Raw genomic sequence first — 21,714 nt, forward strand, 5'->3', positions numbered from 1 at the left:
CCAACAAGGCAGGCCAATCACCCCGTGAGAAGTTACCATCACGGAAAAAGAACCCAGGGGGAGCGTCATGACAAGGCAAAAAACGATTAATTATCTGGGGCGGGATATGTGGTTCACCTCCCTGGCCTCGCTGCTGGCGGGTGTCGTCACGGCGCTGCTGCTGGGGCTGCTGGTGTTTATCTTCATCACCCCGGTGGAGGCGGCGGAGTCTCTCGTCGAAGCGCCATCGGCACCGCTCGGCCCGGACCAGGTGCGCCGCGGCAGTCTGCTGCTCAGGCTGGCCAGTGGCGGGGTGGCGGTGGATGCGCCGCTGCTGCATACCGATGTGCAGATGCAGGTCGGCGGCATGCTGGCGCGGGTGACGGTGCGCCAGCGCTTCCACAATCCCGGGACCGAATGGGTGGAGGGCACCTATGTGTTTCCCCTGCCCGAGGATGCGGCGGTCGACCGGATGCGCCTGCGCATCGGCGAGCGCCTGATCGAGGGCGAGATCCAGGAGAAGGAGGCGGCCCGGAAAACCTACGAGGCGGCCAAACGGTCGGGCCGCAAGGCCAGCCTGCTGAGCCAGGAGCGACCCAATATCTTTACCACCGTCGTGGCCAATATCGCGCCCGGTGAAATCGTGCAGGTGGAGATCGAGTATCAGCAGACGGTCGCCTACCGGCAGGGCGAGTTCCGGCTGCGCTTCCCGTTGGTGGTGGCGCCCCGCTATATTCCGGGTGAGGCGGTCGAGGCGGCCGAGGTGACGGCGTTTCAAGGCAGTGGTTGGGCCAGTGACACCGCGGCGGTGCCCGACGCCTCGCGGATCACGCCGCCGGTGGTGGATCCGCGGGAAGGCCCGGTCAACCCGGTGAGCATCGGCATCCGCCTCGATGCCGGCATGCCGCTGTCACGCCTGGAGAGTGTCTACCACCCGATGCGGATCGAGAGCGATGCCCAGGCTATCCATCACCTGACCCTGCAGGCCGCGGAGGTGCCGGCGGACCGCGATTTTGAACTGCTCTGGGTGCCCGAGCCCGGCGATGCCCCGCGGGCGGCCCTGTTCAGTGAATCCTGGCAGGGCGACGAGTATGCGTTGCTGATGCTGATGCCGCCGGACCGGGTGAACTCCGCGGCACCCCGCATACCGCGGGAGGTGATCTATGTGATCGATACCTCGGGTTCGATGCACGGCGACTCCATCATCCAGGCCCGCGCCGCCCTCCAGCTGGCCCTGCAGCGGCTCGATCCGGCCGACCGGTTCAATGTGATCCAGTTCAATCACCGCACCGCGGCGCTGTTTCCCGGCGCGGTGGCTGCCGACCCCGGCAACCTGCGGCTCGCCCGGCAGTATGTCGAGGGCCTGACGGCCGATGGCGGGACCGAGATGTTGCCGGCCCTGCAACTGGCGCTGGGACAGCAGGCCGCGGGCCCTAAGCAGGGGGTGTTGCGGCAGATTGTTTTTCTCACCGACGGCAGCGTGGGCAACGAGCAGGCGCTGTTCGGCCTGATTCACCGGCAGCTCGGCGACAGCCGGCTGTTCACGGTGGGGATCGGCTCGGCACCGAACAGCTTCTTCATGACCCGGGCGGCCCAATTCGGCCGCGGGACCTTCACCTATATCGGCAAGGTGGCGGAGGTGGCTGAAAAGATGGCGGCCCTGTTTGCCCGCCTGGAAACCCCGCGCCTGACCGACATCGAGATCCGCTGGCCGCAAGATCAGCCGGTGGAGATGTGGCCGGCGCGGATACCCGATCTCTATCAGGGGGAGCCGGTCCTCGTGGTGCTGAAAATGGCGGCGCTGAAGATGGCGGCGCCGAAGATGGCTGGGGCCGAGCCGCGTCTGGAGCTGGCCGGCGATGCCGGCGGCACCCCCTGGCGGCAGCAGGCGACCCTGCGGGGCGGCGCGGCCCGCGCCGGGGTGCATCAGCTCTGGGCACGTCGCAAGATCGCCGATCTGATGGACCGGATGGCCCAGGGCGAGGCCGAGGCCGGGATACGCCAGGCGGTCCTGGATGTGGCGCTGCCGCATCGGCTGGTCAGCCGCTACACCAGTCTGGTGGCCGTGGACAAGACGCCGTCCAGGCCGGCTGACCAGGGGCTGAGCAGCAAGGCGCTGCCGACCGATCTGCCCCAGGGCTGGAGCGCGGCCAAGGTGTTCGGCAGTCTGCCGCAGACCGCAACGGCGTCGGAGTGGAATCTGCTGCTGGGCACGCTGCTGCTGATCGGCGGCCTGCTGATCTCCCGTTGGTCCACCCTCCGGGCCGGCTTGGCGCCCTGCATGGATAACGCCAGCGCCGATAACGCCAGCGCCGGCGGGAGGCGGGTATGAAGTGGTGCCGGGTTGAATCCGGGGTCCGCCTGCGTCGGCTGCTGGCGGCGCTGTTGATCCTGGGCGGCAGTTGGCAGGTCGCCGCCGGCGGCTATATCCAGGCCAAGGCGTGGCTGGCCCAGTATCTGCTGCAGTCGGCCTGGCAGACCACCCGGGCGGGCGGCGAGCGGATACGCCCCTGGCCCTGGGCCGATACCTGGTCGCTGGCCCGGCTGCGGGTGCCGCGGCTGGCGGTCGATCAGGTGGTGCTGTCCGGCGCCAGCGGTCGCACCCTGGCCTTCGGTCCGGGTCATCTCCCGGGCACCGCCCTTCCCGGGCAGGCGGGGAACAGCGTGATCAGCGGGCATCGGGATACCCATTTCCGCTTTCTCCGCGATCTGCGGCCGGGCGACCGCCTGGAGCTGACTCCGGCGAATGGCGAAGGGCTGATGTATGCGGTCGTGAGCGCCGAAGTGCATGACCAGTCCGATCTCTGGCTGCTCGAACAGGGGCAGACCCTGCTGACGCTGATCACCTGTTACCCCTTTGATGCCCTGACCCCGGGCGGGCCGGAACGCTTTGTTATCCGTGCCATCCCGGTGCTGGGCGGCGGGGCGATTCCGCCGCCTCCGGCTGCCGCCACATCGACCGGTGGGCGCAGGGTCTATCTCTAAGGGCTCACGCAAAAATAAGTTTCGGTATTCGGTCGCAAATGGACCCCGCTGGCAGCGTTACGCTTTTTGCCAAGGGAACGGCCATTGCCTGCAAAGCATGCCTTGCCAGCGTGGCGCCCAGAGTAACCCGGCGACGCCCTCGGTACTGCGAAATTATTCATGCGCGAGCCCTACGGGCCTGGACGGGATGGCCGCCAGGGGCTCAGTCATGCCGCAGCGGTTTGGACTCCGGATGGGTATCGATAAAATGTTTCAGCGCGTTTTGCAGCGCTTCCGCGTGAGCCAGGTTGTTGTTCTCCCGGGCGTGTTGAATATCATCCAGTATCATGCGTTTGATGACCACGGTCCCTTCCGGCAGATGGACCAGGTACTGGGCCATTTCGAGGGCAACAATTTCGGGGACATGTTCATGCTCGGCAATAGCCATGATCTCGTTCTCATCCAGTTCACACAGGCCGAGGCAATCTTCAAGGGTCAACATGGTTCGATCCCTCCGATGGAATTTTCTCTCATCTATTACTATGGCAAAGGATAGCGGTCATTGGGTTGATCCAAATCACCGGATACGGCGATGTCCGGCGATCAGCCACCAGTGGCGTTCATGTGTCTGAACAGCACCGGCCGGCTGGTGAGATCAAAGTCGTGACCTTTGGGTTTGATCTTCATGGATTCGTGTATCGCGGCGCGTAACGGCGCATCATCCAGCGGATGGGCACGCAGTACCCGACGCAGATCCATGGAGTGTTCCTGCCCCAGGCAGAGCAGCAGGCGGCCTTCGGCCGTCATGCGCACCCGGTTGCAGCTGTCGCAGAAGTTGTGGCTGTGGGGCGAGATGAAGCCGACCCGGGTCTCGCTGCCGTGGATCCGGTAATAACGCGACGGGCCGCCGGTGGTTTCGGTGGTCGGCAGCAGTGAGAACTGTTGTTGCAGATCCCGCAGGATCTGGTCGCTGGAGTAGTAGGCCTCGGCGCGGTCATGCTCGCTGATCACGCCCAGGGGCATCTCCTCGATGAAGCTGATGTCCATGCCGCGCGCCTGGCAGAACCGCACCAGGTCGACCACCTCATCATGGTTGCGATGCTTGAGGATCACCGAGTTGATCTTGATGCGTCCGAAGCCGGCATCCAGCGCGGCATCGATACCGTCCAGAGTGCGTTGCAGTTCCCCGGTGCGGGTAATGGCGTGGAAGCGCTCCGGTTGCAGGGTATCCAGACTGATATTGATCCGGGTGACTCCGGCCGCCTTGAGGTCCCTGGCATATTTCGTCAACTGGGTACCGTTGGTAGTGAGGGTGAAATCACTCAGTCCCTGCAGCTGGCCCAGCGACCGGAACAGCTGAATAATGTTGCGCCGGGTCAGCGGTTCACCACCGGTGATGCGGATCTTGTTGACCCCCAGCTCGACGAATGTTTTGCCGATGCGGTAGAGCTCCTCCAGCGTCAGCAGCTGGGAGCGGGGTACAAACTCCATATCCTCCGACATACAGTAGACGCAGCGCAGATCGCACCGGTCGGTTACCGAAATCCGAAGATATTTAATCTCTCTGCCAAAACGGTCGATCAGCCGCTGCCGGTCTGCCGAACCGCTCTCGCTGAGCTGCTCTGATTTATACATAGTCACTCCTTAGGCCAGAGTTTAGAGTCAGCAGTCCGCAAATACCATACTTATTTACTAGGGTTTTAGTTTCCCGGCGGCGGCGACGCTGATAGCCCGGTGGCAGCGGTGGTGAAGTGACCGCTAAATGGTGTCATTTGTCCCAATGATCATCACCTGCTGTGACATTTTGCCGCAACTTATGACGCGTTAAATTCCCTTTTTGTCGCTGGTCTGCCGTCACGTCGCTCCATAGCGGTCGCTGCAACCGCTGGTACGGTCCTTGCGATGCGGTTTCGAATGGTTGCTGCGAAGAGGCGATTTAGCATGTCTGAAAAAGCCGTAGATGATCCGGGTGTGGCGGTCCCAACCGAATTCTCGCTTTCCGTGCTGATGCAGCGGTCGCCGTCGGACAGTCCCTGGCAGGATGAGCGCTGGGACGTGGTCGGTGTCACGGCCGCCCGATGGGACCGGTCCGAGCCCCCGGGGGCGGTAACCCTGGTGCATGAGCAGGGCGAGATACGCCAGTACCGGCACAGCGGTTTCCGGCTGCGACTGCATGTCGATGAGTGCGAGAGCTATTACCACAACCTCCGCGCCCCCGCCCCCCAATGCTTCGTCATTGCTGGAGAGGACGGGGAGGGCAGGCCTGTACCCTTTCTGGTGAGTCTCAGTTTTGATGAGGCCAACGCCTATCAGGAGGGTGACGGGGTGGTCTACGCGGTGGCGATGCCGCCGGAGCTTTATCGTTGGTGTGAACTGTTTGTACTGGACCACTACGTACCGGAAAAGAAGAAAAAACGCCGCCTGACCGATTGGCGCAAGGCGGGCGATGATCTGGCGATAAAGGCAGCGCGCCATGAGTAGCCGGGACAAGGAAGCGGTGGATGTTCAGCCGTCGGCTGCGCCGTTGGGTGCCCAGGCGTCGGACAATTTTGTCTCCCGCTGGTCGCGGCTGAAGCAGGCGGCCGCAGCACCACCTCAACCCGCCAGCGAGTCCGTCGCGGTGCCGGTGCCCGCGGAAGCCCGCGAGACGCCGCCCAGCGATGCCGACATGCCGCCGCTGGAGTCACTGGATGAGACGTCCGATTACAGCGGATTCCTGTCGGAGAAGGTGAGCGAGACGTTGCGCCGGCAGGCGCTGCGAAAGCTGTTTCACAGCGAGCTCTTCAACGTCTGTGACGGCCTGGATGATTATGCCGGTGATTTCACCAGCTTCGCCCCACTGGGGGATATCGTCACCTCGGACATGCGCCATCAACTGGCCCTGGCGGAAGAGCGGCTGAAGGCCGCGCTGGCGCCAGAGTCGGAACCGGAATCGGAGGCCCCGCCCCCGGCCACGGCCGCCACCGGAGATGAACCCGGGGATGAGACCGCCAGCGGGAATTCCCGGCAACGGGAGGCTATTGCGCCGGCCGACGCAAGCATGGATCCCGACGAGGGCTTGGGACTGATTTCACGACCAATGGCAGGACAGCATGATGAATGAGCGGATGACGGAGACGGGCGAAGTGCGCAACGGGCGTGCCCGCGAGGCGGCTCTGGAAGCGATCGGGCGCGTGACGCTGGAACCGACCGATCTGGTCGAGTACCAGTCGCGGGGGAGGGTGGTGATCATCGGCGGGGCCGAGGCGCTGGAGTTTGCCCCCCGGCTGGAGCCGCCACTGCGGGCCCAGGTGCTGCTGACCGCGGGCGAGGAGCTGCCCGGGGTGCCGGTGATCCCGTTGGCGGGAAGGACGCTGGACATCACCGGGCATCTGGGGGCGTTCACGCTGCACCTGGGCGAGCCGGGCCGGCCCAATGCCGAGGTGCTGACGGCGGATCTGCTCCTCGACCTGGGGGAGGAACCGCAATTGCGCATGCCGATGAAGCCGCCGGGGTATCTTTGGAGCGCCAGCGACGAGCCGGCGCTGAGCCGTGCCCTCGACCAGCTCAGGGAGCTGGTGGGTACCTTCGACAAGCCGCGCTACTTCGGTTACGACGCCGCGATCTGTGCGCACGGGCGCTCCGGACAGATTGCCTGTACCCGCTGTATCGATGCCTGTCCGGCCGAGGCGATCAGTTCGCTGATCGAACAGGTGACCGTGGATGCCCACCGCTGTCAGGGGGGTGGCGTCTGTGCCACGGTCTGCCCCAGTGGCGCGATCCGTTACAGCTATCCCCGGCCGGCGGACACCCTGGAACAGATCCGCCTGCTGCTGCGTACTTATCGACAGGAGGGGGGGAGCCAGGCGGTGTTGGTTTTTGTCGCGGCTAGCGATGCCGAGCCGCCGCCACTGACGGCCAACCAGATCCCGCTACGGATCGAGGAGCTGGCCAGTGTCGGGCTGGAGGTCTGGCTGACCGCGCTGGCCTATGGTGCCGAGTCGGTGCTGCTGCTCGACCAGGGGGGAATGCCGGCGGCGGTTGCCCAGGCGGTGAAGCAGCAGGTCACCACTGCCGGGGAGATCCTTGCCGCCCTGGGTTATCCGCCACACGCCATCCGCCTGGTCGGCGTGGCGGATCTGGCCGAAGCCGGCGAGACCGGGCGGCTCGGCATCGAGCCGGCCAACTTCGCCGCCAACGGCGGCAAGCGTCAGGTCGCCTATATGGCCATCGATCATCTGTTCGCACAGGCCGCCCGGGCCCGGCCAATGGCCAGCCTGACGGTGGGGGCGCCCTTCGGCACCGCCCAGGTGTCGGCGGAGGCCTGCACCCTCTGCCTGGCCTGTGTCGGCGCCTGCCCCGGCAAGGCGCTGCTGTCGGGTCAGGATGAGCCGCAGCTGCGTTTTATCGAGGCCAACTGTGTGCAATGCGGACTCTGTACCCGCACCTGCCCCGAGGATGCCATCTGGATCACCCCGCGGCTGCTGTTCAACCGTGAGGAGCGCAGCCGGGTACGCCTGCTGCATCAGGAGCCGCCGTTCTGCTGCACGGTGTGCGGCAAGCCCTTCGCCACCCACTCGGTGATCCAGAACATGCTGCGCAAGCTGGAGGGGCACGCGATGTTCCAGGATGCCCGGGCGCGGCATCGTCTGACCATGTGTCAGGACTGCCGGGTGGTGGATATTGCCCAGGATCCGGAGGCTATGGACCAGGGGATAACCGGGAAATGGCTCCAGTAGTCCCTAGGGCTTGGTTATTTCGCTCCCTAATGGTCGCTTTTTTACCGGGTCTGTTGGCCCGCCCATTGCTCATAGCTAAAACGAGGAAGATGTGATGGCGAAACAGGTCGAGGCTATGCAGACAGAGTTACGCGAACAACAACCGTCCGCCCGGGTGGCCCCGCTGCCGGCGCATGAGGGCGCACTGAGCCGGGAACAGCAGTACCGCGCCGGCGCCTACGGTCTGTTGGCCTCGCTGCTGGCGCGGCCGCCGGATCAGGCGATGCTGGATTGGGTCGCCGGTTTCGCCGCGGTCGATCAGAACGGCGGCGAGATGGCCCTCTCCATGTCCATGTTGGGACTGGCCGCCAGCCGTTGTCGTCCGAAGGCGATCGAGGATGAATATCACGCCCTGTTTATCGGCCTGGGCCGGGGTGAACTGGTGCCCTACGGCTCCTGGTATCTCACCGGGTTTCTGATGGAGCGGCCGCTGGGGCGTCTGCGGGATGATCTGGCGGCACTGGGTTTGCAACGGGATCCCGCCGTGCACGAACCGGAAGATCACATGGCGGCACTCTGTGAGGTGATGCGGCTGCTGATCGGCGATGCCGTCGACCACGACCGCCAGTCACACTTCTTCAATGCGCATCTGGCCGGTTGGTCGAAGCGCTTTTTCAGCGACCTGAGCGAGGCCGGCTCGGCGGTGTTTTACCGCGCGGTGGGTCGCTTCGGCGTCGCCTATATGGAGCTGGAGAGCCGTTACCTGGCGATGCAGGTCTGATGACCCCTCTATGTTTGCCCTTGGTGGGAGGAGATGTAATGAAAAATGATCAGAAAAAGACCCTGAACAGCGACCGGCGGAACTTCATCCGCGGTTCGTTGGCGGTGGGTGTGGGTGTGGCTACAGCCGCGGTGATGCCGGGTGCGGTGGTGGCGGCCGATGCGGACGCCCCGGGGCAACCCCCAGGACAACCCAAGGCGCAGCAGGGCTATCGCCTGACCGCGCACATCCTTGAATACTACAAATCCACGGCAAGCTGATCGGCAGCCACGGCCCATCAGGGGGAACGCTATGAAACTGACAAAACGATCCGATCAGACCACGCCGCAACCGGTCGATAACAACCGCCGGGAGACAGCCTCCAGCGGCACTGCCATCAGTCGCCGGACCTTCCTGCGCAACTCCAGCCTGATGGCCGGCGGGGCGGTGCTCGCCGGCAGCTATACGCCCGGCATGATCAAGCGGGTGCAGGCCGAAACCGCCGACGCCGGGGCCGTCCAGCAGGTGAAGACCATCTGCACCCACTGCTCGGTCGGCTGCGGCATTCTGGCCGAAGTGCGCAACGGCGTCTGGACCGGCCAGGAGCCGGCCTTCGAACATCCGTTCAGTCATGGCTCGCACTGCGCCAAGGGCGCTTCGGTGCGCGAGCATGGGCATGGCGAGCGGCGTCTGAAGTACCCCACCAAACTGGTGGACGGCAAGTGGACGCGCATCAGCTGGGATCAGGCGATCAACGAGATCGGCGACAAGATGCTACAGATCCGCGAGAGCTCGGGGCCGGACTCGGTCTACTGGCTCGGCTCCGCCAAGCACAACAATGAACAGGCCTACCTGTTCCGTAAATTCGCCGCCCTGTGGGGCACCAATAACGTCGATCATCAGGCCCGCATCTGTCACTCCACCACGGTCGCCGGTGTTGCCAACACCTGGGGCTACGGGGCGATGACCAACTCCTATAACGATATCCATTACTCCCAGGCGATCCTGCTGATCGGCGGTAATCCGGCCGAGGCCCATCCGGTCTCCCTGCAGCACATTATGCGGGCGAAGGAGCGCAACAATGCGCCGTTGATCGTGGTCGATCCGCGTTTCACCCGCACCGCGGCCCATGCCGATCAGTATCTGCGGCTGCGCCCCGGAACCGACGTACCGCTGATCTGGGGCATGCTCTGGCACGTCTTCCAGAACGGCTGGGAAGACAAGGAGTATATCAACCAGCGGGTGTACGGCCTGGAAGAGGTGAAGCAAGAGGTGGCCAAATGGACGCCGGACGAGGTGGAGCGGGTGACCGGGGTGCCGGAACACCAAGTATATGCCGCGGTCAAGACCATGGCGGATAACCGCCCGGGCACCCTGATCTGGTGCATGGGAGGAACCCAGCACACCATCGGCAACAACAATACCCGCGCCTACTGCATCTTCCAACTGGCGCTGGGCAATGTGGGCGTCTCCGGTGGCGGCACCAATATCTTCCGCGGCCATGACAATGTGCAGGGGGCCACCGACCTCGGTGTGCTCTCCCATACCCTGCCGGGTTATTACGGGCTCGCCGAGGGTTCATGGAAACACTGGGCCAAGGTCTGGGATGTGGATTTCGAGTGGCTCAAGGGGCGATTCGACCCGGCCAGCTACGAGCAGAGCAAGGGCAAGGATATCAGCACCATGAACACCAACGGCATCCCGGTTTCGCGCTGGATCGACGGGGTGCTGGAGGATAAGGCGAATATCGCGCAGAAGGACAATGTGAAGGCGATGGTGTTCTGGGGCCATGCCCCCAACAGCCAGACCCGTGGCAAGGAGATGAAGAGCGCCATGGAGAAGCTGGACATGCTGGTGATTGTCGATCCCTATCCCACGGTCTCCGCGGTGATGCACGATCGCACCGACGGCGTCTATCTGTTGCCGGCGGCGACCCAGTTTGAGACCTCGGGCTCGGTCACTGCCTCCAACCGCTCACTGCAGTGGCGTAACAAGGTGATTGAGCCGCTGTTCGAGGCGCTGCCCGATCAGACCATCATGTACAAGTTCGCCCGGAAGCTCGGTTTTGACGGCGAACTGGTGAAAAATATCCAGGTCAATGGCGAGGAGCCGCTGATCGAGGATATCACCCGCGAGTTCAACCGGGGCATGTGGACCATTGGCTATACCGGCCAGAGCCCGGAGCGTCTGAAGAAGCAGCAGGAGAACTGGGGCACCTTCAACTACGATACCCTGTTGGCGGAGGGCGGAGCCTGCGATGGCGAGTATTACGGACTGCCCTGGCCCTGCTGGGGAACCGCCGGGATGGGACACCCGGGTACGCCCAACCTCTACGATACCAGCAAGACGGTGGCGGAGGGTGGTCTCACCTTCCGTGCCCGGTTCGGCGTGGAGCGCAACGGCGAGAGCCTGCTGGCCAATGGTTCCTACTCCAAGGGATCTGAAATCAAGGACGGTTATCCCGAGTTCACCGACAAGCTGCTGAAGAAGCTGGGCTGGTGGAACGACCTGAGCGCGGAGGAGCAGCAGCTGGCCGAGGGCAAGAACTGGAAGACCGACCTCTCGGGCGGCATCCAGCGGGTCGCCATCAAGCATGGCTGTGCGCCATTCGGCAACGCTAAGGCGCGTACCGTGGTCTGGACCTTCCCCGATCCGGTACCGATCCACCGCGAGCCGCTCTATACCAGCCGGCGCGATTTGGTGGAGAAGTATCCCACCTATGAGGATCGCAAGTCGTTCTATCGCCTGCCGGTGCGCTATGCGTCGATTCAGGCCAAGGATTACTCCAAGGACTACCCGCTGATCCTCACTTCCGGCCGTCTGGTGGAGTACGAGGGCGGTGGCGACGAGACCCGCTCCAACCCCTGGCTGGCGGAGCTGCAGCAGGAGATGTTTGTGGAGATCAATCCGCGCGACGCCAACAACGCCGGGGTGCGGGATGGCGACGATGTCTGGGTAGAGGGTGCCGAGGGTGCCCGGCTCAGGGTGAAGGCCCAGGTCACCCGCCGGGTCGCCGCCGGTGTGGCCTTCCTGCCGTTCCACTTCGGTGGCCACTTTGAGGGCAAGGACCTGCGCTCCAAGTATCCCGAGGGGGCTGCCCCGTTCGTCCTGGGCGAGGCTGCCAACACGGCCATGACCTATGGCTATGATTCGGTGACCCAGATGCAGGAGACCAAGTGTAGCCTGTGCAAGATCAGCAAAGCGTAAACAAGAGGATAAAACGATGGCTCGAATGAAATTCTATTGTGACGCTGAACGCTGCATCGAGTGCAACGCCTGTGTCACGGCCTGTAAAAACGAGAACGAGGTGCCGTGGGGGGTGAATCGCCGCCGCGTGGTGACCATCAAGGACGGCGAGCCGGGTGAACGCTCGCTCTCGGTGGCCTGTATGCACTGTTCGGACGCGCCCTGTATCGCCGTCTGCCCGGTGGATTGCATCTACGATACGCTGGATGGCGTGGTGCTGCATAACAAGGACATCTGTATCGGCTGCGGTTACTGCTTCTACGCCTGTCCGTTCGGTGCTCCGCAGTTTCCCCAGGCCGGCGCGTTTGGTTCACGCGGTAAGATGGACAAGTGTACCTTCTGCGCCGGCGGGCCCGAGGAGGACCTCAGTGTCGAGGAGCATCGCAAATACGGCTCCAACCGGCTGGCCGAGGGCAAGCTGCCGCTGTGTGCCGAGATGTGTGCCACCAAGGCGCTGCTGGCCGGCGATGCCAATGTCATCTCCGACATCTACCGCGAGCGGATCATCAACCGTGGGGCCAGTGTGCTCAACCGGGGCGTCTCGTACCAGAATGCCGCCTTCCGCGCCTCACGCGGGATGGAGGGCAAGAGCAGCATGAAAAAATAGGCTGTGTAGCGGTTAGGTGTTATCTGAGAGGCGGTGCTTTGGCGGGGGGGCTTTGCCACATCGCAGCGGAAGGGCTCGCCCTATCGCATCAGAACAGGGGTCGGAGTCAAATTTGATCAAGGAAACCGGGCGTTTTTCCAGACAATGTCCATCAAATTTGACTCCGACCCCAATAGGGATTCCTTAAGTTAAGTGCCACTTGGGACAGAGCCAATAAATGGTCCAACCGGAAGCGGTCTTCCTGTGGCCAGCTCACTCAATACGAGAAGGTTCGCTGTAGAGGCGTGGATTAGTGCAGGGTAGTGTTGCGGATCATGAGAGTCAGGAGAGTGTGATGAGCAGGGCCAGAATCCCGTATAAAGTAATAACTGCGATCCAGGGCGGGGTGTTCATCCTGCTCTGCCTGATCGTGCTGTTGCCGATGCTGACCCCGACTACGGCACGGGCACAGACACAGACACAGACACAGACACAGACACAGACGAATGAAAGCGAAAGGGCCATACCGGTCCCCAATCCGAGTGCCGATTTGTGGCGCGAGGTGCGTCAGCGCGAGGGGATAGTGGCGGGCCGGAGCCAGGTGGCCGGGGTGGACAGCGGGACCCTGATCAACCCCTATGGGGAGACCTGGCGCAACTTCCGCATGCAGCAGTTGATCCCCTACAGCGGTTATCTGCTGGCCGGGGTGCTGCTGTTGCTGACGCTGTTCTATTTCATCCGCGGCAAGATCAAGGTCAATGCCGGCCTGGGTGACAAGAAACTGTTCCGTTATTCCCTCTATGAGCGGACCATCCACTGGTTCATCGCCTCGGTGTTCCTGTTCCTCGCCCTGACTGGCCTGATCCTGCTGTATGGCCGTCCGCTGCTGATCCCGCTGATGGGGCAGGAGGGGTTCTCCCTGCTCGCCTCCGCCAGCAAGGAGGGTCACAACCTGTTTGGCCCGGTGTTCGCGGTGGCGCTGCTGCTGATTTTTATCCGCTTTGTCCGGCGCAACATCTACCAGAAGGGTGATCTCACCTGGCTGCTGAAAGGGGGTGGCATTATCGGCAAGGGCCATGTGCCGTCCAATTTCTTCAACATGGGTGAGAAGAGCATGTTCTGGCTGCTGGCACTGGTGGGTGTGGTGATCGTCGGCTCCGGTCTGGTGCTGGTGTTTCCGGTATTCGGACAGGCGCGCATAACCATGGAGCTGGCCCACGTCTCCCACGCCGTCACCACCGTGCTGATGATCGCCGTGATTCTCGGGCACATCTATATCGGTTCGGTGGGCATGGAAGGGGCGCTGGATGGCATGACCACCGGTTACTGCGACTTGAACTGGGCGCGCGAGCACCATGCCCAGTGGGCCGAGCGCTGCGAGCAGGAGGGAGAGGTGGTGAGCGAGAGCGAGGTTTCGTCGCTGCGTGGCGAAGCGGCGGGCGGACCGGCCGTGCCAAACGGGATGCAGGAGTCCGGACGATGATCGGGCAGCTGATTGACGGACCGCTCTGGTACTTCTCCCTGGCGGTGTTCGGTGTCGGCATGCTGTATCGTCTCTACTCGATCCTGCGCGCCGGCGTGAAACCGGATCTGGCGACGCCCCGCGCCGGTGGGGGTGCCGGCGCCCTGCGCAACCTGTTCAGCCGCTTCGCCCCCCGCCGGGATGTGGCGACCCGCGGCCGGCTGACCCTGATCGCCGGTTACCTGTTTCACCTGGGGCTGTTCGCGCTGCTGTTCTTTGCCCAGCCCCATGTGGATTTTCTGGCCGAGCGGATCACCGGTTTCGGCTGGCCGGCACTCCCCTACTGGGCCTTTATCATCAGTGCCGAGCTGGCCCTTGTCGGCCTGCTGCTGCTGTGGTTGCACCGGCTGCTGCATCCGGTGACCCGTCTGCTCTCATCGGTGGACGACCATATCGGCACCGGGCTGGTGTTCCTGGTCATGCTGAGCGGCTGTCTGGCCCTGGCGCAGGCCTTCGAGCCGTTGCGTCTGCTGCATCTGTTCCTGGCCGAGCTGCTGCTGATCTATTTTCCGTTCAGCAGCCTGATGCACACCTTCACCTTTGTCTTCAGCCGGGGTTATACCGGTGCCATGATGGGGCGCAAGGGCGTCAACGCCTGAGCCAGGGAGAGACCATGAGTCACGATTTCGCAAAGGGAGTGGCGGCGCTGGAGAGCCAGATCGATTCGAGGATTGCCGCCTATTTCTCCTCCTGTGTCCACTGCGGCCTGTGCGCCGAGGCGTGCCTGTTCTATACCGAGACCCAGGATCCGCGCTACACGCCGATCTACAAGCTGGAACCGATGCGCCGGCTATGGAAGGAGCAGCACACCTTCTGGGGCAAGTTCGCCATCAAGCTGGGATTGAGCAAGCCGCTGAGCGAACAGGATTTCGCCGACTGGGAAGAGCTGGTCTATGACAGTTGCACCCTGTGCGGGCGCTGTTCCATGGTCTGTCCGGTGGGCAACGATATCACCTACATGATCCGCAAGGAGCGGGAAGGCTTCGCGGCCGCCGGTTACACGCCGCCCGGGTTGCAGGAGGCGACACACCGGGCGCTCACCATCGGCAGCCCGATGGGGGTCACCCTGAAGACCCTGCAGGCGGCCTTGCGCCATGTCGAGCGGAATACCGGTCTGAAGATCCCCATGGACCGGCAGGGCGCCGACTACATGGCCCTGTTCTCCTCCATGGAGGTGGTGAACTTCCCGGAATATATCGAGAGCGTCGCCCGCATCTTCGACGCGGCCAGGCTCTCCTGGACTATCAGCAGCCAGGCCTTCGAGGCGACCAATAGCGGCATCCAGATCGGCAGCCGGGAGGCGGCCCGGGAGATCGTCGGTCGGGTGGTCGACGCCGCCGAGTCGCTCGGTGTCAAATACGTGATCAGCCCCGAGTGCGGACACGCCTATACCGCCATTCGCTGGGAGGGACCCAATCTGATCGGGCGTCCGTATAAGTTTGAGATTATTCATATCCTGGAGCTGCTGGATCAGTTGCAGCAGGAGGGGCGCCTCAAGCTCAGCGGACTCACGGAGACCCCGCTGACTTTCCACGACCCCTGTCAGATCGTGCGTCGCGGCGGGGTTATCGAGCCACCGCGGGATCTCCTGGGAAAGGTGGCCAGCGGCTTTGTCGAGATGGCCGATCACGGGGAGATGAACTGGTGCTGCGGCGGTGGCGGTGGCGTCAGTGCCAATGAGCGGGCCGAGGGTTTGCGCCTGAAGGTGTTTGATCGTAAACGGAAACAGCTCGAGGCGCTGGGGGTGAAGACCCTGGTTACCGCCTGCGCCAACTGCCGGATTGTCCTGGAAGAGGGCATTGAGGACCGTGATATGGATGTTGCGGTGATCGGCCTCACCGAACTGGTGGCCGAGCACCTGGCCACCACGCCTGCCACCGCATCCGATGGGTCGGGGGCAGAGTCCTAGTACTACTTCAATTTGATAATGTCTTTTGTAGGGCGGGTAAGCGACAGCGCATGCCATCCTCAGGTCCGTAAACGGTACATTGCATCCTCGGCTCCGTTATCGGTACATCCCTGTACCACTCCTCATGTACCACTCCTCACCGCGGCAATGGTGGATGCGTCTACCGGCTTATCCACCCTACGAAACCTAAACCGTCCTACCCGGCAATAGCAAATTGAAAGACCGTTACAGGTAGCTGAGCAGGCGGTGGTAGATCTCCTTCAATCCGGCCGGCTTGCTCAGGTAGTCATCCATACCGGCCTCCAGGCAGCGCTCCCGGTCGCCGGGCATGGCCAGGGCGGTCAGGGCGATGACCGGGGTCTTGGCCAGCAACGGGTGTTTGCGCAGCTGGTGTGTCACCTCGAGCCCGTCCATGTCACTGAGCTGGATATCCATCAGGATGATGTCGGGCAGGTGCTCGTAGGCCAGCCTGAGGGCCGCGCTGCCGCTGCTGGCGCTTACCACATTAAAGCCCTGCAGCCGCAGAAACTCGCTGACCATGGCGCGGTTGGCCGGGTTGTCCTCGATCAGCAGCAGGGTGGTTTCCTGCACTGACTGGTGTTGTATCGGGGACGCGTCGGCATCTTCGCGGGAGAGTTTCTGGTGATGTGCGGTATTGTCATCGCTGCACCAGGGGAGCGTCACGGTAAACCGGCTCCCCGCGCCGGGTTCGCTTTCCACCCGGACCGTACCACCATGCAGTTCCGCCATCCGTTTCACCAGGGTCAGGCCCAGCCCGGTGCCGCTGTAGCGGCGGGTCGAATCATTGTCCAGCTGCACGAAGGGTTCGAACAGATGCCGCTGCTGTTCCTCTTCGATACCGATGCCGTTGTCCCAGACCGTTATATCGATGCCGCTATTGTCACTCAGCGCGCTGATGTCGAGGCCGATGGTGCCCCCTTCCGGGGTAAACTTGATGGCGTTGCCGAGCAGGTTGACCAGGAGCTGTTTCAGGCGGCGGCCGTCGCCGTGGATCAGTTTCACCGCCGTATCGAGCTGCTGCATCAGGCGGTGTTTTTTGCTGTTGGCGGGTTGCCGGACCATGCGCAGGCTGGCCTCGACCAACTGGTCAACCGGCAGGTAGTCCCATTTCAGCACCATCTTGCCGGACTCTACCTTGGCCACATCCAGGATGTCGTTGATCAGGGTCAGCAGGTGGCGGGAGCTCTCCTGAATAGTGGCCAGCGACCGGCCCTGGCCGCTGTTTACCGGGCCATAGAGCTGATCCTGGAGCATCTCGGTCAGCCCCATGATGGTGGTCAGCGGGGTGCGCAGTTCATGACTCATGGTGGCCAGGAACATATCCTTGGTCTTGGCTGCGCGGGCCAGTTCGGCATTGGCGATATTGAGCGCCCGGGTACGCCGCTCCACCCGCTCGGCCAGCAGTGATTGCTCCCGTTTGAGTTTGCCCTGGGAGATGGCCAGACTCTCCTGCATCGTCTTCAGCGCCTGCAACAGTTCACCCGCCTCATCGTTCCCGCGTTCCGGTATGGCCCCGCCGAGATCGCCCCGGGAGATACGCCGGGCCACCTGGGTGGCCTCGACGATGGGGCGGGCGATGACCCGGTCGGCGAACCAGACCAGGGTGATGACCGTAAGGGTGAGGAGACCGATGACCGCAAGCAGGATGCGCTGCTCGATCGCCGACTGATGCCGGGCAATCCGCTCCAGCCTTTCGCTTTTGTACGCGACTGCGGCCTCGACCACCTGATCCATCAGATCGGTCGGCTGGCGGTCGATGCCCCTGACCTCACGGTCGATTACGCTATAGGTGTTGTCGGTGATATGGCGGTTGGCGTCGAGTGCCTGGCGGTATTGACTGCCAAGGATCTCGTGCGCGTGCTGAAAATCGTTGGCGGCCCGCCAGGACGGAGTCTCCGGTTCCAGCAGCGTGAGCAGTCTTTTAATACTCTGCTGCGTCAGTTGCTCCTCTCGCTCGAACTGGCCGAAGTAGCGCGTGTAGAGCGCCGGTTCGTGTCCCCGAATCAGGATGTTTTTCCACTCCTGCACCTGTTTCTTGAAGTGGACCTGGGTGGTGAGGCTCTCGGTGACCACGCCGAAGGTGTGCTCGGTGATGCGGGTGGCATCCGCGGTGGCCTGGCGGAGACTGATGAAGGCGTAATAGCCGACCGCCAGGTTGATGACGAGCGCGGTTCCGATAGTGATAAACAGCTTCCAGCGGATGTTCATGGTGTGACAAATGTTGGGGTCCCGATTGACCAGGGCGTAGTGTACAACAGAAGCGCCGGGGGCATTCATCACGCTGAAACAATTAGCTGGGCTGATCCCTTAGGACCCGCGCAAGAATAAGTTCCTGTATTCGGTCGCCCCCTGGACCCCGCTGGCGGCGTGACGCTTTTTGCCAAGGGAGCGGCTTTGTCCATAGATGGACTTATGCCGCGGAGGCCATGAGGAGTGGTACAGGGATGTACCGTTTACGGAGCCGAGGATGCAATGGCCGGGAGCGGCCATTGCCTGCAAAGCGTGCCTTGCCAGCGTGGCCCAGGAACGCCCTCGGTACTACGGAATTATTCTTGCGCGGGCCCTTAGGGAAATACCCTATTGAAGTGGCAACTTTTAACCAGTTAATCTCGTCTGCCGTGCCGTTTCGGAAGATTCCCGGACACTATAACAACAAGGCGCGGTTCTGGAGGGAGGTGGAATGATTTTTAAACAAGGAGCGATCAGGGTATTGTCCCTGCTGATGGCTGTCGGCTCTTCCGGGGTTCCCGCCGGAGGCATCGAAGAGGCGGCCCGCGAGGTGGAAAACGCCCTGCATCTGACCCCCGACAGGGAAAATGGCAGGAAGGTCTATATGATCTGTACCGTCTGCCACCGCCCGGAGGGCTGGGCCAGTCCGGATGGCATGTATCCCCAGATCGCTGGACAGCAGGCGAGCGTGTTGATCAAACAGCTGGCGGATATCCGGGCGAGAAACCGCGACAATCCCACCATGTTGCCCTTCACCTCGCCAAGACTGCTGGGGGGCGCCCAGGAGATTGCCGATGTGGCGGCCTATATCGCCACGCTGCCGATGGAGACCAACAACGTGGCCGGTCCGGGATTTGAACTGGCGTTGGGTGAGGCGCTGTACAAGGAGGAGTGCGCCGAGTGTCACGGCCCGGCCGGTGAGGGTGATGCGAAAGACCATATTCCCCTGATCCAGGGGCAGAACTACAACTACCTGGTCCGCCAGTTCGACTGGATACGCTCCGGCAAGCGCCGCAATGCGGATTCGAAAATGGTCAAGCAGATCCGGCGTTTCACCCCACGCGAAGAGTTCGCGGTGCTGGACTATGTATCCAGGATCAGGCCGCCGCGGGAGAAACTGGCCACGCCCGGTTGGCAGAATCCGGATTTTCCCGATTATGCCCGCCAGCCCTGGCAGGAGCTGCCGGCCTATCAGGTGATCCGTTAGCGGATGCCACCACCAGATTTACAGTTAACCGCGAATAAATTTACCACAATCCCCTCTGGTGGTTTGGTGGGTGCCAGAGGGGTGGGGTATTACAGACCAATTAATTGACGCCGGGCATAATGGCTTGGCGCGACCCGGGAGAACCACGGATTCACACAGATAAACACAGATTCAGAATCCGATCTCCTATCCGTGTAAATCTGTGTCCATCCGTGGTTTCTTTTTAGCTTGGTAGGATGGGCACGCTTTTTGTGCCCACGCGGAAGGTGCGGCACGAGGCAAAAAGGTGGGCACAGACTACGTGCCCACCCTACGCGACTACAGTTTTAGCCGCGAATGAACGCAAATAAGGTTACCAATGTAGGATGCCGGTGAGCTTGCGAACCGCATCTTTCGCGGTAAGGCTTGATGCGGTTCGTGCCTCACCGGCATCCTACGTCACCGGTACCGGACAAAAAAACGGGGCCTTGCGGCCCCGTTTTTACTGCTAATGGCGCAACGATCAGCCGAAGATATCGTGGGTGATGTTGTTGTACCAGCTGTGGGCGTAGGCCACCTCCCGCTTGAACACCTCCGGACTGGCATCGCCCGGGGTCAGGCCGCCGGAGACCGAGGCGATCTTCGAGCGGTCCTCGGTCAGACGGTAGACGGCCGCCACGGAGAAGGCGTAGTCCTTACCCGCAATGGAGTAGCAGGTGTTGACGTAGGAGGGCGTGCCGGGCTCCTGGCCATTCATCATGGCCACGATGGCGGCGGCGCAGACCTTGGCCTGGGAGTTTGCCGAGTAACCGGACTTCGGCATGCCGGTGGCAATGCTGGCGTCGCCCAGTACATGGATGTTCGGATGAATCTTGGACTCGAAAGTCCCCAGGTCAACCGGACACCAGCCACCATCGTTGGTCAGTCCCGCCGCGAAGGCGATGGCACCGGCCTTCTGCGCTGGAATCACGTTCAGCACATCGGCCTTGATCTCGTCACCAAAGGCGGTAACGATGGAGTTGCTGGCGGCATTCACCTTGACCACGCCGGCCTCTTCCTGCTGGCCGTGCCACTCGATCATGGCATTGTCGCTCTGGTAGCCGTACATCTTTTTCCAGGCGCCGACGAACAGACCCTGCTTGGAGAACTTCGGCTTGGCATCAAAGATCAACACCTTCGATTTCGGCTTGTGCGCTTTCAGATACATGGCGATCTGACTGGCACGTTCGTAGGGTCCCGGCGGGCAACGGAACGGATTGGGCGGCGCGGCGATCACCACGACCCCGCCATCCTTCATCGCCTCGAGTTGGTTGCGCAACAGGGCAGTCTGGGGACCGGCCTTCCAGGCGTGGGGGATTTTCTCGGCGACCTTTGCGTCATAGCCCTCGATCTTGTCCCATTGGAAATCGATGCCGGGCGCCACCACGCAACGGTCATAGCTATAGCTGCTGCCATCGGAGGTCTTGACCACGCGCGCCTTGGCATCGATACCGGTGACCTTGGCATGGACCACCTTGACGCCATGCTTGCCCAGGCCGCTGTAGCCAAACTTGATGTCGTCCATGGAGCGGTCGCCACCCAGGACCTCGTTACTCATGTAACAGGTGTAGTAGTTGCTGTTGGCCTCGATCAGGGTGACATCCGTGGTGGGATCGGCCAGGCGGATGTATTTCGCGGCGGTGGCGCCGGCGCTGCCGCCACCGACCACAACCACTTTCTTGGAGGCGCCCAGGGCGATATAGGGCACACCAATCATACCGGCCGCGGTTGCCGCGCCGGCAGTCTGAATAAATCCTCGACGTGTAATCTTCATTTTCATATGTCCCCTATCTTATTTCTGCTGGCTGGCGTAGTAGTTGAGCAGGGCCATGACGCCGTCACTGCCCTCACGTTCCAGCATTTCGGATAGCTTTTTCTTCATTTTTTTGGTGGCTTCCCGGTCGCCAGCCTTGTAGTCGGCCAGGGTCCAGTTCACGTAGGGGGTCCACTGGCCCGCCAGCACGCCGGCATCATCCTCGGGCGATTGGCCGCCTTCGGCATGACATTTTTCACAATACTTGTCGTGCAACTTGGCGCCTTTCGCAGCCAGGTCGGCGTCGAACGACTGCGTGGCTTTGGTGAAGGGTTTATCCGCGTAGAATTTGGCCATGGCCTTTATCTCGTCTTCGCTATAACCCTTGGCGATGCGGTTCATGATGGTGGAAGGGATTTCACCGCTGGCGAAGCCGACCATGGTCTCCTCGAAATAGGTCGGGGAGAGTCCGGCGATGGTAGGTGCCGCCGGCCCCTGGCTGTTGCCACCGGTACCGTGACAGCCAGCACAGGTGTTCGCCAGCATTGCCGCATCCGCGCCCATCATCATCTTTGGCTTTTCTTCGGCTGCGGTAGCTGAAAAGGCGGCGCCAACCGCGAGTCCAGCGACCAGTGCGGCCCTTGTAAAGGTTTTATACGCCATGATACCTCCTTTGGTTTTCAGGCTTTTTTTCTCAATCATAGAGGTTAACTGCCTCTTTTTACGATGCTCGATCGCCAGTCTCCTGGTGACCTTGCATCACGGGTGCGACATGAATCGGATTTTCATGTCTGAATGTACCGGTAGGCCGGATACAAATTTA

The 21,714-nt window shown here is 62.4% G+C and carries 18 protein-coding genes; 13 read left to right on the forward strand and 5 right to left on the reverse strand.

Annotated elements, in window-relative coordinates:
• Window positions 1–67 precede the first annotated feature (67 nt).
• Window positions 68–2,311 carry a marine proteobacterial sortase target protein gene (locus NPX02_RS16165; protein ID WP_260294817.1) on the forward strand — a complete coding sequence of 748 codons (2,244 nt, stop codon included), beginning with the start codon at window positions 68–70 and terminating at the stop codon, window positions 2,309–2,311.
• The gene (locus NPX02_RS16170; RefSeq protein WP_260294818.1) at window positions 2,308–2,964 is read left to right on the forward strand and encodes a class GN sortase; all 657 of its coding nucleotides are present in this window, start codon (window positions 2,308–2,310) and stop codon (window positions 2,962–2,964) included. Before NPX02_RS16165 ends, NPX02_RS16170 begins: the two co-directional genes overlap by 4 nt.
• A 202-nt stretch (window positions 2,965–3,166) precedes the next feature.
• On the opposite strand, the gene NPX02_RS16175 is transcribed toward NPX02_RS16170, so the two are convergent.
• On the reverse strand, window positions 3,167–3,445 hold the full coding sequence (locus tag NPX02_RS16175; protein ID WP_260294819.1) for a hypothetical protein: 279 nt from the start codon (window positions 3,443–3,445) through the stop codon (window positions 3,167–3,169).
• A gap of 101 nt (window positions 3,446–3,546) precedes the next feature.
• Window positions 3,547–4,578, reverse strand: a complete 1,032-nt coding sequence (gene moaA / locus NPX02_RS16180) for a GTP 3',8-cyclase MoaA (protein WP_260294820.1) — start codon at window positions 4,576–4,578, stop codon at window positions 3,547–3,549.
• A gap of 306 nt (window positions 4,579–4,884) precedes the next feature.
• Between moaA and NPX02_RS16185 the strand changes: the two genes are divergently transcribed.
• The 10 genes from NPX02_RS16185 to NPX02_RS16230 all read left to right on the forward strand — a co-directional run bounded on the left by NPX02_RS16185 (window position 4,885) and on the right by NPX02_RS16230 (window position 15,663).
• The gene (locus NPX02_RS16185; RefSeq protein ID WP_260294822.1) at window positions 4,885–5,424 is read left to right on the forward strand and encodes a DUF3305 domain-containing protein; all 540 of its coding nucleotides are present in this window, start codon (window positions 4,885–4,887) and stop codon (window positions 5,422–5,424) included.
• A complete protein-coding gene (locus NPX02_RS16190) occupies window positions 5,417–6,046 on the forward strand; it encodes a DUF3306 domain-containing protein (protein WP_260294823.1) in 630 nt (209 codons plus the stop codon). The genes NPX02_RS16185 and NPX02_RS16190 overlap by 8 nt, the downstream gene beginning before the upstream one ends.
• A complete protein-coding gene (locus NPX02_RS16195) occupies window positions 6,039–7,661 on the forward strand; it encodes a 4Fe-4S binding protein (protein WP_260294825.1) in 1,623 nt (540 codons plus the stop codon). The genes NPX02_RS16190 and NPX02_RS16195 overlap by 8 nt, the downstream gene beginning before the upstream one ends.
• Before the next feature lie 94 nt (window positions 7,662–7,755).
• The gene (locus NPX02_RS16200) at window positions 7,756–8,421 is read left to right on the forward strand and encodes a TorD/DmsD family molecular chaperone (RefSeq protein WP_260294826.1); all 666 of its coding nucleotides are present in this window, start codon (window positions 7,756–7,758) and stop codon (window positions 8,419–8,421) included.
• Window positions 8,422–8,459: 38 nt separating this feature from the next.
• Complete coding sequence (locus tag NPX02_RS16205) at window positions 8,460–8,681, forward strand: twin-arginine translocation signal domain-containing protein (RefSeq protein ID WP_260294827.1); 222 nt, start codon at window positions 8,460–8,462, stop codon at window positions 8,679–8,681.
• Window positions 8,682–8,712: 31 nt separating this feature from the next.
• Window positions 8,713–11,607, forward strand: coding sequence for a formate dehydrogenase subunit alpha (locus NPX02_RS16210; protein WP_260294828.1), 2,895 nt, complete (start codon window positions 8,713–8,715; stop codon window positions 11,605–11,607).
• 16 nt (window positions 11,608–11,623) lie between these two features.
• Window positions 11,624–12,253 carry a formate dehydrogenase FDH3 subunit beta gene (fdh3B, locus tag NPX02_RS16215; RefSeq protein ID WP_260294829.1) on the forward strand — a complete coding sequence of 210 codons (630 nt, stop codon included), beginning with the start codon at window positions 11,624–11,626 and terminating at the stop codon, window positions 12,251–12,253.
• Window positions 12,254–12,587: 334 nt separating this feature from the next.
• On the forward strand, window positions 12,588–13,715 hold the full coding sequence (locus tag NPX02_RS16220; RefSeq protein WP_260294830.1) for a formate dehydrogenase subunit gamma: 1,128 nt from the start codon (window positions 12,588–12,590) through the stop codon (window positions 13,713–13,715).
• Window positions 13,712–14,353 carry a hypothetical protein gene (locus NPX02_RS16225; protein WP_260294831.1) on the forward strand — a complete coding sequence of 214 codons (642 nt, stop codon included), beginning with the start codon at window positions 13,712–13,714 and terminating at the stop codon, window positions 14,351–14,353. Before NPX02_RS16220 ends, NPX02_RS16225 begins: the two co-directional genes overlap by 4 nt.
• Window positions 14,354–14,367: 14 nt before the next feature.
• The gene (locus tag NPX02_RS16230; RefSeq protein WP_260294832.1) at window positions 14,368–15,663 is read left to right on the forward strand and encodes a (Fe-S)-binding protein; all 1,296 of its coding nucleotides are present in this window, start codon (window positions 14,368–14,370) and stop codon (window positions 15,661–15,663) included.
• 225 nt (window positions 15,664–15,888) lie between these two features.
• Here the strand turns inward: NPX02_RS16230 and NPX02_RS16235 are convergent, their stop codons facing one another.
• The gene (locus NPX02_RS16235; RefSeq protein ID WP_260294833.1) at window positions 15,889–17,892 is read right to left on the reverse strand and encodes an ATP-binding protein; all 2,004 of its coding nucleotides are present in this window, start codon (window positions 17,890–17,892) and stop codon (window positions 15,889–15,891) included.
• Window positions 17,893–18,364: 472 nt separating this feature from the next.
• On the opposite strand from NPX02_RS16235, the gene NPX02_RS16240 reads away from it, so the two are divergent.
• The gene (locus tag NPX02_RS16240) at window positions 18,365–19,120 is read left to right on the forward strand and encodes a c-type cytochrome (RefSeq protein ID WP_260294834.1); all 756 of its coding nucleotides are present in this window, start codon (window positions 18,365–18,367) and stop codon (window positions 19,118–19,120) included.
• Between the two features lie 502 nt (window positions 19,121–19,622).
• Here the strand turns inward: NPX02_RS16240 and NPX02_RS16245 are convergent.
• On the reverse strand, window positions 19,623–20,912 hold the full coding sequence (locus tag NPX02_RS16245; RefSeq protein WP_260294835.1) for an NAD(P)/FAD-dependent oxidoreductase: 1,290 nt from the start codon (window positions 20,910–20,912) through the stop codon (window positions 19,623–19,625).
• An 18-nt stretch (window positions 20,913–20,930) separates the two neighbouring features.
• Window positions 20,931–21,593, reverse strand: coding sequence for a c-type cytochrome (locus NPX02_RS16250; RefSeq protein ID WP_260294836.1), 663 nt, complete (start codon window positions 21,591–21,593; stop codon window positions 20,931–20,933).
• Window positions 21,594–21,714 lie beyond the last annotated feature (121 nt).

Source organism: Sedimenticola hydrogenitrophicus (genome assembly GCF_025175675.1).
Taxonomy (GTDB): Bacteria; Pseudomonadota; Gammaproteobacteria; order Chromatiales; family Chromatiaceae; genus Sedimenticola; species Sedimenticola hydrogenitrophicus.

Excerpts from the sequence above, each read along its gene's own strand:
- NPX02_RS16200 (WP_260294826.1), top strand. The coding sequence starts at position 7,756 with ATGGCGAAACAGGTCGAGGCTATGCAGACAGAGTTACGCGAACAACAA.
- NPX02_RS16195 (WP_260294825.1), top strand. The coding sequence starts at position 6,039 with ATGAATGAGCGGATGACGGAGACGGGCGAAGTGCGCAACGGGCGTGCC.
- NPX02_RS16250 (WP_260294836.1), bottom strand. The coding sequence starts at position 21,593 with ATGATTGAGAAAAAAAGCCTGAAAACCAAAGGAGGTATCATGGCGTAT.
- NPX02_RS16225 (WP_260294831.1), top strand. The coding sequence starts at position 13,712 with ATGATCGGGCAGCTGATTGACGGACCGCTCTGGTACTTCTCCCTGGCG.
- NPX02_RS16185 (WP_260294822.1), top strand. The coding sequence starts at position 4,885 with ATGTCTGAAAAAGCCGTAGATGATCCGGGTGTGGCGGTCCCAACCGAA.
- NPX02_RS16165 (WP_260294817.1), top strand. The coding sequence starts at position 68 with ATGACAAGGCAAAAAACGATTAATTATCTGGGGCGGGATATGTGGTTC.
- NPX02_RS16235 (WP_260294833.1), bottom strand. The coding sequence starts at position 17,892 with ATGAACATCCGCTGGAAGCTGTTTATCACTATCGGAACCGCGCTCGTC.
- moaA (WP_260294820.1), bottom strand. The coding sequence starts at position 4,578 with ATGTATAAATCAGAGCAGCTCAGCGAGAGCGGTTCGGCAGACCGGCAG.
- NPX02_RS16230 (WP_260294832.1), top strand. The coding sequence starts at position 14,368 with ATGAGTCACGATTTCGCAAAGGGAGTGGCGGCGCTGGAGAGCCAGATC.
- NPX02_RS16190 (WP_260294823.1), top strand. The coding sequence starts at position 5,417 with ATGAGTAGCCGGGACAAGGAAGCGGTGGATGTTCAGCCGTCGGCTGCG.
- NPX02_RS16205 (WP_260294827.1), top strand. The coding sequence starts at position 8,460 with ATGAAAAATGATCAGAAAAAGACCCTGAACAGCGACCGGCGGAACTTC.
- NPX02_RS16245 (WP_260294835.1), bottom strand. The coding sequence starts at position 20,912 with ATGAAGATTACACGTCGAGGATTTATTCAGACTGCCGGCGCGGCAACC.
- NPX02_RS16170 (WP_260294818.1), top strand. The coding sequence starts at position 2,308 with ATGAAGTGGTGCCGGGTTGAATCCGGGGTCCGCCTGCGTCGGCTGCTG.
- NPX02_RS16175 (WP_260294819.1), bottom strand. The coding sequence starts at position 3,445 with ATGTTGACCCTTGAAGATTGCCTCGGCCTGTGTGAACTGGATGAGAAC.
- fdh3B (WP_260294829.1), top strand. The coding sequence starts at position 11,624 with ATGGCTCGAATGAAATTCTATTGTGACGCTGAACGCTGCATCGAGTGC.
- NPX02_RS16220 (WP_260294830.1), top strand. The coding sequence starts at position 12,588 with ATGAGCAGGGCCAGAATCCCGTATAAAGTAATAACTGCGATCCAGGGC.
- NPX02_RS16240 (WP_260294834.1), top strand. The coding sequence starts at position 18,365 with ATGATTTTTAAACAAGGAGCGATCAGGGTATTGTCCCTGCTGATGGCT.
- NPX02_RS16210 (WP_260294828.1), top strand. The coding sequence starts at position 8,713 with ATGAAACTGACAAAACGATCCGATCAGACCACGCCGCAACCGGTCGAT.